10 protein-coding genes and 1 other annotated feature are annotated in these 13,439 nt (G+C 40.9%); all 10 genes read right to left on the reverse strand.

The window, feature by feature from the left end; genetic code table 11:
- Positions 1–74: 74 nt before the first annotated feature.
- The 10 genes from AC58NB_RS05175 to AC58NB_RS05220 all read right to left on the reverse strand — a co-directional run bounded on the left by AC58NB_RS05175 (position 75) and on the right by AC58NB_RS05220 (position 13,437).
- The gene (locus AC58NB_RS05175) at positions 75–1,082 is read right to left on the reverse strand and encodes a tetratricopeptide repeat protein (RefSeq protein WP_497425758.1); all 1,008 of its coding nucleotides are present in this window, start codon (positions 1,080–1,082) and stop codon (positions 75–77) included.
- A gap of 135 nt (positions 1,083–1,217) precedes the next feature.
- Positions 1,218–1,808, reverse strand: coding sequence for a 3-isopropylmalate dehydratase small subunit (leuD, locus tag AC58NB_RS05180; protein WP_497425759.1), 591 nt, complete (start codon positions 1,806–1,808; stop codon positions 1,218–1,220).
- A gap of 1 nt (position 1,809) precedes the next feature.
- Positions 1,810–3,234: a 3-isopropylmalate dehydratase large subunit gene (leuC, locus tag AC58NB_RS05185; protein WP_497425760.1), complete on the reverse strand. Its 1,425-nt coding sequence runs from the start codon at positions 3,232–3,234 to the stop codon at positions 1,810–1,812.
- Positions 3,235–3,278: 44 nt separating this feature from the next.
- Entirely contained in the window at positions 3,279–4,388 is a 1,110-nt protein-coding gene (leuB, locus tag AC58NB_RS05190) for a 3-isopropylmalate dehydrogenase (RefSeq protein ID WP_497425761.1), read from the reverse strand.
- Positions 4,389–4,409: 21 nt separating this feature from the next.
- Positions 4,410–5,948 (reverse strand): 2-isopropylmalate synthase, encoded by a 1,539-nt coding sequence (locus AC58NB_RS05195; RefSeq protein WP_497425762.1) that lies wholly within the window; start codon positions 5,946–5,948, stop codon positions 4,410–4,412.
- Complete coding sequence (ilvC, locus tag AC58NB_RS05200; RefSeq protein ID WP_497425763.1) at positions 5,935–6,969, reverse strand: ketol-acid reductoisomerase; 1,035 nt, start codon at positions 6,967–6,969, stop codon at positions 5,935–5,937. The genes AC58NB_RS05195 and ilvC overlap by 14 nt, the downstream gene beginning before the upstream one ends.
- 27 nt (positions 6,970–6,996) lie before the next feature.
- Complete coding sequence (ilvN, locus tag AC58NB_RS05205; protein WP_497425764.1) at positions 6,997–7,515, reverse strand: acetolactate synthase small subunit; 519 nt, start codon at positions 7,513–7,515, stop codon at positions 6,997–6,999.
- Positions 7,512–9,239 (reverse strand): acetolactate synthase large subunit, encoded by a 1,728-nt coding sequence (ilvB, locus tag AC58NB_RS05210; protein WP_497425765.1) that lies wholly within the window; start codon positions 9,237–9,239, stop codon positions 7,512–7,514. The genes ilvN and ilvB overlap by 4 nt, the downstream gene beginning before the upstream one ends.
- A gap of 93 nt (positions 9,240–9,332) precedes the next feature.
- Positions 9,333–9,575: a binding site (T-box leader), on the reverse strand.
- 282 nt (positions 9,576–9,857) lie between these two features.
- Positions 9,858–11,714, reverse strand: a complete 1,857-nt coding sequence (locus AC58NB_RS05215) for an ABC transporter ATP-binding protein (protein ID WP_497425766.1) — start codon at positions 11,712–11,714, stop codon at positions 9,858–9,860.
- Positions 11,704–13,437 (reverse strand): ABC transporter ATP-binding protein, encoded by a 1,734-nt coding sequence (locus AC58NB_RS05220; protein WP_497425910.1) that lies wholly within the window; start codon positions 13,435–13,437, stop codon positions 11,704–11,706. The genes AC58NB_RS05215 and AC58NB_RS05220 overlap by 11 nt, the downstream gene beginning before the upstream one ends.
- Positions 13,438–13,439: the final 2 nt, after the last annotated feature.

Below are 13,439 nucleotides of genomic sequence, written 5' to 3' on the forward strand. Positions count from 1 at the left end.
AGCCATACTGTACCTATGCATATTGCAACCACTATATTATAACATAGGTTTCCTACGTTTCAAGACTTGGACCCTCAAATAACAGGGAAAGTCATCCCCTCTAAATTCCTTATTTCTTCTATTATTGTATTTACACTCGAATTGGATTCCTTCAACTGTAAACCATACGCCTCCGAAACAATTCGGTAATAGGCTTCTGACCAATCCCCAAGATTGGTTATGTTCATTGGGTAAAGCAAGATATTATGTCTTTTGACCATATCCATGGCTTGCTCAAACATAATCGGATTATTATTTTCCAATCTATCACTTAAATCCTTATGTATTTCCGACAAAAAAAGCGTTTGCTCTATACTCGGTAAATCCATAACATTTACTGTTAGGGTTTGTCCGAATTTATCCACCTCGACAACCCGATCAACTTCCTGCTCTATTAATAACGTTAAAGCAAAGGTTTTCAAAAATGGATGTTTTTCTTCTATTAGAAATTGGCAAAGCAATCCTACCCATGGTCTAATATTTTGGCCGGCTAGTGTAGATAACATAAAAAATTGCTCTTCAACTGTTCCATTTCCGAGGATATGTGTCAGTTCCTCTTCTTGGATTTGTTTAGATTCATCTTTAAATTCCTTATATTCTTGTTCTTCTTCTCCGCCCTGCTCAACAATCCGTTTACTCATGGCTAAAAGATGCTCTAACGATTCAACCCTACCCGCGGGTACTTGATCTTCCTCCAACAATGCTTCCACAACGGAAATAATCTCCCGATGCTCATTCAACTGGAGAAGTATCATTAAATAGATATTGATAACATGAAAATATTCCCCGATTCCATTACCCATCATCTTTTTCACTATGGCTTTTGCATCTTGATAATGACCCAGCTGTACCAATGATAGCGCTAAACCAATATTGATATCTTCATCGTCCGGTTCTATGTCATAAGCCTGTCCAAAAAATTCACGGGCATTGTTAAATTTTTTTTCCTCCATGGCTTGCATCCCCTTTTTCAGGAGCAATTGTGCCAGATTAGGAAAAGGAACTACCTTTTCATTCCTTGGTTCAATCTTTGTGTTCTTCATAACAAACCGCCTTGATTTTTGAATTGATTGTCGTTAGTTTAGCATGCATTTACACGAAAAACAAAACATTCCCATATTATAAGCTTTCTATCATTTAAAAATATAGAAAACAGGCATAGACCGTAACCTCATGGTCTATGCCTGTTTCCTTTGTTCATATTGATCAATTTCCTCACTATATTGCAGTGTTAAGGAAATCTCATCCCATCCATTAATCAGCATATTCTTCCAGTATGGGTGTATATCGAATCTAGCTATGACTTTTTCCCGCGCTCTCAATTCTTGATTAGGCACATCAACCGTCAAATGGATGGCTACTTCCCTTCGTATAAATTCTTTAAGAGAACTCAAAGTTCCCTTATCTAAGGTAATAGGCAAGATCCCATTTTGGAGACAGTTTTGGTGAAAAATATCTGCAAATGATGAAGCTACAATGACTTTAAAACCATAGTCACCAAGTGCCCAAGGCGCATGTTCACGAGAGGATCCGCAACCGAAATTATCACCTGCGACTAAAATGGTTGCCCCTTTCGTCTCAACTTGATTCAGCTCAAAATCTTCTCTTTCTGTCCCATCTGCCTTAAACCGCCAATCAAAAAACACATACTTTCCAAAGCCGGTGCGTTCAATTCTCTTTAGAAATTGTTTCGGAATGATTTGATCTGTATCAACATGATCCCGATCGAGAATGACGGGTTTCCCTGTATACACTGTCATCTTTTCCAAACTAATGACCTCCTTTTCCGAAAACCAAAGGCTTCGCTGACCCTCTGACATCTACAAATTTCCCGTAAATTGCCGCCGCTGCTGCCATACGAGGAGACACTAAATGCGTTCTTGCCCCACTGCCTTGTCTACCTTCAAAATTCCGATTTGATGTAGAAGCACAATGTTCGCCCGCCGGCACAACATCAGGGTTCATACTTAAACACATGCTGCAGCCCGCTTCTCTCCATTCAAATCCAGCTGCTTTGAAAATGGTATCCAATCCTTCTTCCTCTGCTTTTTTCTTAACGGCCTGTGAGCCCGGTACCACCATTGCTCTAATTCCCGCAGCAACCGTTTTGCCATTAATGACCTCAGCCGCTTCTCTTAAATCCTCTATTCTGGAATTCGTGCAGGAACCGATGAAAACATGCTGAACAGGGATATCTGTAATTGCTTGACCTTCTTTTAATCCCATATATTCAAGTGCACGTTGTAAAGTTTTGGCTGCTATCGGCTCCAGTAAAGTTGAAACTGGAATATTCCCGGTTACTGGACTGCACATCCCTGGATTTGTTCCCCAGCTGACCATCGGAGAAATATTTTCTCCATTTATGTAGATTACTTTGTCATATGTTGCATCTTCATCACTGGCCAATTCTGACCAATGCTTACAATAGTCTTCAAAATCCTCCGGCTTTGGTGCATATTTACGCCCCTTCATATAAGAAAAAGTCGTTTCATCCGGACTAACCAACCCAGCACGTGCACCGCCTTCTATTGACATATTACACATGGTCATTCGCTCTTCCATCGACATATTCCGTACAACTTCTCCTGCATATTCCAGAATATAGCCATTGCCAAAATGAGTACTGTTTTGGGAGATGATATAGAGAATGACATCCTTTGCCGTAACCCCTCTATGGAGCTTACCGTTTATTTCGATTTTCATCGTTTTAGGCTTGCTTTGCCAGATTGTTTGTGTTGCCAAGACATGCTCCACTTCACTTGTACCTATTCCAAATGCCAAGGCACCGAATGCTCCATGGGTAGATGTATGGCTATCGCCACACACAATCGTTTTTCCTGGCCACGTTAAGCCCAAATCTGGACCGATAACATGAACGATTCCTTGATCTTCACTATCCAGCCCAGCTAAAGGAACAGCAAATTCCTCACAATTTCGTTCCAGAGCTGTCATTTGCCTTTTTGCAACCTCATCTGTAATGACATAGCGATTAACCGTGGGGACATTGTGATCCATTGTTGCAAAGGTTAAATCGGGCCTGCGTACCTTTCTTTTCTTTAGGCGAAGACCCTCAAATGCCTGAGGAGATGTCACTTCATGCACGAGATGCAGATCGATGTATAATAAATCTGGTTTCCCCGCCTCCTTGTGTACTATATGATTTTCCCAGATTTTATCCACTATCGATTTACCCACATAGATCCCTCCTCATTTTAATGATTACTCTTCTTATTACACGATTACGCGTACGCTCCCATAATGTGAAAGATAGCGTCCTTCTGCAATATTTCTTCCCTAATAGCTTTAGCCATTTCCGTTGTTGATAAGGCTTTGCTGTCGCCTGATAAATCCATGGTATGTTTACCGGAGTCCAATACATTTTTAACTGCTTGCTCCACCATGTTTGCCTCTTTTTCCAATTGGAAGGAATGACGAAGCATCGATGCAACAGACAGAATCATGGCAATCGGGTTAGCTTTATTTAGACCTGCAATGTCCGGGGCAGAGCCATGAATTGGTTCATATAGATGCAGACCATTTTCAGAAAGACTTGCGGAAGGGAGCATTCCAAGCGATCCTGTTAATACACTCGCCTCATCACTTAAAATATCTCCAAACATGTTCTCCGTCACAATCAGGTTAAACTGCCTTGGATTACGGATAAGCTGCATCGCCGCATTGTCTACAAGCATATGTTCAAGTTTCACTTCCGGATACTCTCTCGCTACTTCCTCAGCTACCTCTCTCCACATTCGGCTTGATTCCAATACATTTGCTTTATCTACAGATGTCACTTTCCCTTTTCGTTCCTTTGCCAATTCAAACGCGAGTGTGATAATCCGCTTTACTTCTTCCCGCTCGTAATACAAGGTATCAACAGCAGCTTCCATGCCATTATGATAGCTACGTTCACTCGGTTTACCAAAATATAACCCGCCTGTTAGCTCTCTCACGATTAAAAAGTCTGTCTCCTCAATAATTTCCTTCTTCAAAGGTGAAGAATCCTGGATGCTGGCGTAATAATTAATAGGACGTATATTCGCGTATAAATTCAACTCTTTTCGAATCTTTAATAACCCTTGTTCAGGACGCATTTCCGGTGGGTTATGATCCCATTTAGGACCTCCGACAGCGCCGAGCAACACGGCATCATTTCGTTTGCACAATTCAATCGTTTTACTTGATAAAGGAGTTCCCTCCGTATCAATGGCTGACCCGCCAATATGTCCATATTCAAAGGTGAATTCATGCCCAAATCGTTCACCAATAGCATTGAGGATTTCGAGGGCTCCCATCATAATTTCCGGTCCAATCCCATCACCCGGCAATACAGCAATGTTCTTTTTCATTATCGAAATCCCCCTTATTGATTAATTTGTTATGGCCATCGATTGGTGTTCTTCTGTTAAAATTACGCGGTTAATAGCATTTAAATAGGCTTTAGCCGACGCTTCCAAAACATCCTGAGCTAATCCGCGTCCGCTCGTTTCTACTCCTCGATAATTAACCTTTACAAACACTTGTGCCAATGCATCTCTGCCGCCGCCAACTGATTGAATACGGTAATCCTGCAGCTTTACTGGTTTCTGGATGCAGCGTTCCAGCGTATTGTATAAGGCTTCAATACTTCCTGCTCCAGTTGAAGCTTCCTGAATTCTGTCATTATTTACTCCTGACAACGTAACGGTAGCTGTTGGAATTTGATTGGTGCCATATTGTACTTGAATTGAAATTAATTCATAATAACGATCCTCTTTCGTTACTTTTTCCTCCAAAACTAGCGCAACAATATCTTCGTCTGTCATTTCCTTTTTACGATCAGCCAGGTCTTTAAAGACTTTGAAAAGCTGATTGACTTCTTCATCTGATACATGGAAGCCCAACTCATCCAATTTTGTACGGAATGCATGTCGGCCAGAATGTTTACCAAGTACCATGGAATTAGAGCTTAATCCAACTAACTCCGGTTCGATAATTTCATAGGTTGTTTTCTCCTTTAGCACCCCATCCTGGTGTATTCCTGATTCATGCGCAAAAGCATTCTTTCCGACAACTGCTTTATTTGGTGGAATTACCATTCCTGTTAATTTACTGACCAGTTCACTTGTTCGTTTAATTTCACCAAGCACGAGGCTTGTTTCTGCCTGATAAAAGTCCTTTCTTGTATATAAACCAAGCGCGACTTCTTCTATGGAGGTGTTTCCGGCCCTTTCACCTATTCCATTGATCGTTCCTTCAATTTGAGTCGCTCCAGCCAGAATGGCTGCCATGGAATTGGCAGTTGCCAATCCTAAATCATCATGACAATGGGCAGATAAGGTCACTTTATCAATTGATGGAACATGATCTATCAAGTATTGGAATACTGCACTGTATTCTTTCGGTGTGATATATCCGACTGTGTCTGGAATATTAATAATTTGCGCACCCGCTTTGATAGCTTCTTCTACAATCCGAGCGAGGAATGGGAGCTCCGTGCGGCACGCATCCTCAGCTGACCACTGAATAACCGGAAAATACTTCGCTGCATAGCGAATCGATGCCACAGCAGCCTCCACTACCTGATCCTCTGTCATTTTCAGTTTATACTGTCTGTGTATCGGTGAGGTTGCTAGAAAAACATGTATTCTCGGATCGATGGTTTGCTTCAATGCTCCCCATACTGCATCGATATCCCTTTCCACCGATCTTGCAAGACCTGTGACCGTTGAATTTTTGATTAGATCAGCAATTTTTTTAACCGATTCAAAATCTCCTGTAGAAGCAGCGGGAAATCCGGCTTCAATAACATCCACACCGAGTTTCTCCAATTGTTTGGCTATCTCCAGCTTTTCTGTCAAATTTAGAGTAACCCCTGCAGACTGTTCTCCATCGCGCAATGTCGTATCAAAAATGCTAATTTTTTGCACTGCTGACCACTTCTTTCTGTTTCTTTTGTTGTTGCTGCTGAATGAATGGCATCATTTGACGAAGCTCTCTTCCAACTTGTTCGATTTGATGTTCATTTTCCTGAGCCTGTGTTGCGTTAAAGACTGGTCTGTTCACTTGATTTTCAAGCAGCCATCCTTTTGCAAATGTACCATTCTGGATTTCTTTTAATACTTGCTTCATTTCTTCTTTAACTGCAGGACCGACTACACGTGGGCCTGATACAAAGTCTCCCCATTGAGCTGTATCGGAAATAGAATAGCGCATCCCTTCCATTCCGCCTTCATACATGAGGTCAACAATTAATTTCAGTTCGTGCAAACATTCAAAATAAGCAAGTTCAGGCTGGTAGCCTGCTTCAGTCAATGTTTCAAATCCCGCTTTAACTAAAGATGTTAAACCACCGCATAGAACTGCCTGTTCACCGAATAAATCTGTCTCTGTTTCTTCTTTAAAGGTTGTTTCAAGTGCTCCTGCCCTTAGTGCTCCAATTCCTTTTGCATAGGCTAGTGCCACCTCAGTCGCTTCCCCTGATCTATCCTGGTGGATGGCAAACAATGCCGGAACGCCAGCCCCCTGTTCAAAGGTCCTTCTTACTAAATGACCTGGCCCTTTTGGTGCCACAAGAGATACATCAACAAATGTCGGAGGAACAATTTGATGATAATGGACGTTAAAACCATGAGCGAACATAAGTGTGTGACCTTCCCGCAAAACTGGTTCAATTTCTGCTTTATATACTTTTGTTTGATGTTCATCCGGCAGGAGAATCATGATCACATCCGCTTCTTCACTTGCTTCCCTTACAGACTTAACTTCGAAGCCATCTTCCACTGCCTGATTCCATGATTTCCCTTCACGTAATCCTATTACTACATCCGCACCACTATCCCGTAAGTTTTGTGCATGAGCATGACCCTGTGATCCATATCCAACAACCGCTATCTTTTTATTTGATAACACTGCTTCATTTGCCTCATTTTGATAGTACATTTTTGCCATAATTGTTCTCTCCCTTATCTTTTTTATTTAAACAATGGAATAATTCTTTGTTCCTTGGTTCCCCATTTGAGTGGAACGGGCAAAAGCGGTCGTACCGGTTCTCGCCAATTCCTTAATTCCATACGGCTTGATCAATTCGATAAATGCCTCAATTTTATTCGATTCGCCAGTTATTTGGATCACAAGGCTTTCCTTGCCAATATCAATAACAGAAGCTCTGAAAGGTTCTATGAGAGAGTAAATCTCATTTCTCGATTGAGGAGTTGCTGTTACTTTTACAAGCGCCAGCTCCCGAGCTACAACGGATTGATCCGTTATATCCTGTACCTTAATCACATCTATTTGTTTATTTAGTTGTTTGGTCATTTGTTCAGCTATCTGGACAGATTCAACATGTACGATACAGGTTATTCGCGCCCTTTCTTCCATTTCTGATTGCCCTACCGTAATACTCTCTATGTTATAATTCCGTTTTGAAAATAAATTGGTAATCCGGTTCAGCACACCCGGTTTGTTTATAACGGTTAAAGTGATGATTCTTTTCAACTTTTCTTCACCCCTACCATTTCATTAATTCCCTTTCCAGGTGCAACCATTGGATATACATTTTCTTCAGGTTCCACAAAAACATTGATTAGGACTGGGGCGTGTTTACTGAATTCTTCACGAAAGATATTTTCCGCTTCTTCTTCTGTTCGCACATCATATCCTTTTATCCCATACGCTTCTGCTAACTTGGCGAATGATGGCTGGAATTGGAATACACTTTCTGAGTATCGTGACTCATAGAAAATTTCTTGCCATTGACGAACCATCCCGAGAGATCCATTGTTTATAATGATAATTTTGACCGGCAAATTATGTTCGGCTATAACAGCAAGTTCCTGAATGGACATTTGTATACCTCCATCACCATTTACAGATATAACCAAATCATCCGGTTCAGCGATTTGTGCACCAATGGATGCCGGTAACCCAAAGCCCATTGTGCCAAGTCCTCCAGAGGTTACCCATGCATTTGGCCGTTTAAATGGATAGTACTGAGCCGCCCACATTTGATGCTGCCCAACATCCGTTGTCACAATGGCATCCCCTTTACTCATTTCATAAATCATTTCCATCACTCTCTGTGGCTTAATATACTGACCGTTCCCCTTTTCATAATAGAAAGGTGCGTCCTCTAGCCATGACCGGATTTGTTGCCTCCAGGCCTCGTTATCAGATTGTTTGCCATTCTGCTTGATTAACTGTTTCAGAGCATGTCTGGCATCTCCTACAACCGGAATGGCAGTCGGAACATTTTTACCGATTTCAGCAGGATCAATATCAATATGGGCAACCATTGCATAGGGAGCAAATTTTGATAGATTGCCTGTTAAACGGTCATCAAATCTAGCCCCAATATTGATTAATAGATCACTTTCAGACAACGCCATATTGGCTGCGTATATTCCGTGCATTCCGCCCATCCCAATATATAAAGGATGATTAGGAGGAAAACTGCCAAGACCGAGTAATGTATGGACAATCGGGATGTTCTGCTGCTCTGCATATTCTAGTAAGTACTTTGAGGCTTTCGCATGAAGGATTCCTGCTCCTGCCAGAATAACTGGTTTCTTCGAAGAGCTGACAGCCTCCACAAGTTTTCTGATTTGTAGATAATTTGGTTCATACTTTGGCTGATATCCCGGCAGATGAATCGTTTCGGGTTCCTCCTCTACCACGATGAGCTGAGCCATATCTTTCGGGATATCGATAAGGACTGGCCCCGGCCTCCCAGTTGCAGCAATATGAAAGGCTTCTTTCACGATTCTTGGAATATCTGCTGTATTTCGAATTTGATAGTTATGCTTTGTAATTGGAGTTGTAATTCCTAAAATATCTGCTTCCTGAAAAGCATCTGTTCCAATTACTCCTGTACCAACCTGACCAGTAAAGACCACTAGAGGCAAGGAATCCATCATGGCATCTGCAAGCCCTGTAACAATATTGGTTGCTCCCGGACCTGAAGTTGCAATGACAACCCCAGGCTTTCCACTTATCCTTGCATATCCTTCAGCTGCATGGATGGCACCTTGCTCATGTCTCGGTAATATGTGTTTCATGCCTGCATTGAAAAGCGCATCATAGATGGGCAGAACGGCGCCTCCCGGATATCCAAACAGAACCTCCACTCCTTGCTTTTTTAGAGCGTTGACCAACATCTCGGCTCCGCTGATTTTCATTTCAGTTACTATTTTTTTCTCAGCAAGAGCTGTTTTCTCCAACATGGAATCTACCTCCTGATTAGTGATAGGCTCATTTGCCAGGTTCGTTTTAATAAAATAAAAAAGCCTCCTCATCCCATACGTTTCTAAATGAAACGCAGGGATGAAAAGGCTTGTTTTCCCTTCCATGGTACCACCCTAATTCACGATCGCCATTTCGATCATGCACTCTTTGATTTTGATAACGGGTTAATCGGTCAACCCGGCCTGCATTACTAAAAGGTTTCATACAGACGCTCTAAGGGGAGTTCATAGTTGGAAACAGCTCCGATTCTCAGCACCATCGGCTCTCTGTACCTGTTCAACCCAATTATTACTTATCCTTATCATTGCTTGTTCTTATTAAATTTTATTTAGATACCCGATTAAAACACTTCCAAATACCACCTGTTTTGTTATCTTGTTGAAATTTATAATACGACCTTCTGGACATATAGTCAACTGATTTTTCTAAATTATTAGACTATTTAATTTATTCTGAATACTTGTATGCGCTTTCATTGTCTTCACCTAGCGTTTTTCTGTTTTTTATTTTTTTAGAGCTTATTCATATGTTTATATGTCTAAGTGGCTGTCATTTAAATAAAAAACCTGCGAACGATTTCCGCAGGTTTTATCAGTCTATGAAGTTTGGATATTTTTGTACTGGCTTTCATACATTTCGCTATATCGACCATGATGACGCAGCAATTCTTCATGCGTTCCACTCTCTTTTACTTGACCATCGTCGATAACCATAATCGTATCTGCTTCACGAATTGTACTTAACCGATGCGCAATGACAAAACTGGTACGACCTTTCATCACTTTACGCATAGCATTCTGAATCGCTAGTTCTGTTCTTGTATCGACACTGCTGGTTGCTTCATCCAGAATCAAGATAGCCGGATCCTTCAATATTGCCCGGGCAATAGCTAGCAGTTGCCTGTTTCCCTGGCTTAAATTGGCTCCATTTTCCGAAAGTATCGTATCATACCCATTTGGTAATCTCGTAATAAAATAGTGAGCATTTGCTGTTTTAGCAGCCCTGATCATTTCTTCATCTGTAGCATCCAATCGGCCATATTTAATATTTTCTTTAACGGTTCCCGTAAATAAATACGTATCCTGCAGCACAATCCCAAATGTATCTCTTAAGCTCTCTCTTGTATAATCACGAATATCTACTCCATCGATTAAGACGCTCCCCTCAGATACCTCATAAAACCTGGTTAAGAGATTCGTAATGGTAGTCTTTCCTGCACCAGTTGGTCCGACTAAAGCGTTGTGGCTGCCCGCCTTAGCTTCAAAACTGATATTTTTCAAAATGGGATGGTTCTGATCATAACCAAAGGATACATTTTTAAAAACTACATTTCCCATTGAATGCAGGAGAGGGACCGCATGCTCGCGATCTTTTGTTTCTTCATTTTCATCAATCACCTGAAATACACGTTCCGCACCTGCCACGGCAGATTGAAATACATTAAATATATTAGCCAAATCATTTAACGGTCTAGTAAACTGTCTAGAATAACTGACAAAACTGGCAATGACACCTATCGTTACAGCCTCGTTAACAGCAAGTACCCCACCCACAATTGCAATCGCAGCAATCCCTAAATTATTTATGGCATTCATTAGGGGCATTAAATAACCAGACCAGATTTGCGCCTTCCTGCCTGATTCAAACAGGTTTTCATTTATCGCCTCAAAAGTCTCAACTGCTTGTTTTTCACGGTTGAATGCTTTAATGATCAATGTTCCGGATATGGATTCTTCTATATGTCCATTTAACCTGCCTAAATGCTTTTGTTGCTCGCGAAATAAAACACGCGTCCGCTTGGCTATCATTTTGGTCAATAGATACATAAACGGAACGGTAATGCATGCCGCGACAGTCAGTATAGGACTTAAAGTAAGCATCATAATAAATGATCCTGTAATGGTGATTACTCCACCCATTAATTGCGTCGTAGATTGTGAAATACTGCTAGAGACATTGTCGATATCATTGGTTACTCTGCTCATCATATCCCCATGGGCATGTGAATCAAAATAACCAATTGGCAATGTAAGAAGTTTATGAAATAACGTGCTTCGGAGTCCGTGGACCACCCGCTGTGAAACTTTAGCCATCATCCAGCCTTGAAAAAGATTCGATATTCCGTCTGTTACGTAAACTGCTGCTAAAATGAGAATCATAATATGCAGCAGGTTTAAATCAATTGGTTCTGTCGCAATCAGATCGACGGTCTTTCCAATCCAGTAAGGTACAAATAGGCTAATGGAAGAACTAATAACAACAAACGCAAAAATAATCCAAAGATTTTTCTTTTCTGTCCCAAAAAAACCCCATATTCGTTTTAGAGTTCCCGTAAAATCCTTTGGTTTTTGCACAGGAGCAAAACGACCCGCACCGTGGCCATGGCCTCTGCCTCCGGCTTTTGGCATCTCAGGCTGTGAAGGCTCGCTGCCATTCTCCATTTTATTTGCCATGGCTCATCATCTCCTCACCTATTTGTGAACGTATAATCTCTTGATAAACAGGATTATGGTTCCTAAGCTCTTCATGATTCCCAATCCCCGCGATTCTTCCATTCTCCATAATGATAATTTTATCCGCATCCATAACAGAAGTAATTCTTTGGGCAATTAAAAAAATAATTGAACCTTGCGTTCTTTCCTCCAATGATTCCTTCAATTGTTTTTCTGTAACCGCATCTAGCGCGCTCGTTGAATCATCCAAAATTAATACAGAAGATTTTTTCAATAATGCCCTTGCAATCGATAGTCTCTGCTTTTGACCACCTGATAGATTGATTCCGCCCTGTCCAAGATGTGTCTCGTATCCATCTGGTAAAGCCTCTATGAACGAATGAGCACATGCGGCCTTGGCGGCCTGAACCACTTCTTCCATACTGGCATCTTCCTTACCCCAAAGAATATTTTCTTTAATCGTCCCTGTAAATAAGACCGATTTCTGAGGTACATACGCGACAGACTCTCTCCATATGGCCGGATCGATTGTTTGAATATTTATTCCATCCTTATAAATGGCACCTTTAGACGGTTCATACAAACGTGGGATCAGCTGAACCAGACTACTCTTTCCTGAACCTGTAGATCCGATGATTCCCACTGTTTCCCCAGGTTTCACATTAAATGTAACATCTTTGACTACATAATCTTCCGTTCCAAAGTATGAAAAACTGACTTGGTTAAAAAAGATGCCTTCATTATGGTCATTTTTCTCTTCCATATCTGGATTTTTTGGTACATCTTCTGTATTAAACACTTCTCCAATTCTTCCGGCTGACACCCTTGCCCGTACAAAGAAATTGAATATCATTGAAATCATCGATAAGGAAAACAATATTTGAGTCATATAATTCACATAGGCAACAATTTGTCCAACCTGCATTTGTCCATTATTAATATTCCATCCTCCTACTAAAAGGACGAGTACGATGCCAAAATTCACTGTTAGCATAATCCCTGGATTAAAAATAGACATGACCCGATTCGCTTTAATAGAAGTGGCAGCCAAATCATCATTACGTTCTTCAAATCGTTCTTTCTCAAACTGAGAACGATTGAAAGCTCTGATGACACGAATTCCAGATAAATATTCTCTCATCACGCCATTCAGTCGATCCGTCACTTTTTGTACTCGGATAAAGAAAGGAAAACTGAGTTTCAGATTCAGCATTATGATTCCAGCAACAATCGGAATAATAATTAATAGAATCCACGAAATAGAAGCATTTAAACGGACTGCCATGATAATGCTCCCTATACAGATTAATGGTGCCTTCACCATAATTCTCATCAATCCATTCACAAAAACTTGCACTTGTGTTACATCATTTGTAAGCCTCGTGACAAGAGTGGCCGCTTCAAACCGGTTCATTTGCACAAGTTTTAGAGATTGAATTTTTTTATATAAATCGGAGCGAAGTTCGGCTCCCATTTTTTGCGAAATATTGCTGGAGATTATATTCCTGCTTATTGCCCCCAATGCACCTATTGCCGTAACAACTAGCATCACTCCGCCCATTTCCAATACAAATGAAAGGTCTTTATTTGCTACACCTTTATCAATCATCGTTGCTAATATCGTAGGCAGAAGCAAATCACAAATGGCCTCAACCATTAAAAATAGAATCGCAACCGTAAATAAAACTCCATATTTCTTTATATACTTGCGTAAATATCCCATAC

It is taken from the genome of Pradoshia sp. TA40_28, from assembly GCF_059694525.1.

What these genes read in the sequence shown, in the direction of transcription:
- AC58NB_RS05175 (WP_497425758.1), bottom strand. Translation starts at nt 1,082, where the DNA reads ATGAAGAACACAAAGATTGAACCAAGGAATGAAAAGGTAGTTCCTTTT.
- leuB (WP_497425761.1), bottom strand. Translation starts at nt 4,388, where the DNA reads ATGAAAAAGAACATTGCTGTATTGCCGGGTGATGGGATTGGACCGGAA.
- ilvC (WP_497425763.1), bottom strand. Translation starts at nt 6,969, where the DNA reads ATGGCAAAAATGTACTATCAAAATGAGGCAAATGAAGCAGTGTTATCA.
- ilvB (WP_497425765.1), bottom strand. Translation starts at nt 9,239, where the DNA reads ATGTTGGAGAAAACAGCTCTTGCTGAGAAAAAAATAGTAACTGAAATG.
- AC58NB_RS05215 (WP_497425766.1), bottom strand. Translation starts at nt 11,714, where the DNA reads ATGGCAAATAAAATGGAGAATGGCAGCGAGCCTTCACAGCCTGAGATG.
- AC58NB_RS05220 (WP_497425910.1), bottom strand. Translation starts at nt 13,437, where the DNA reads ATGGGATATTTACGCAAGTATATAAAGAAATATGGAGTTTTATTTACG.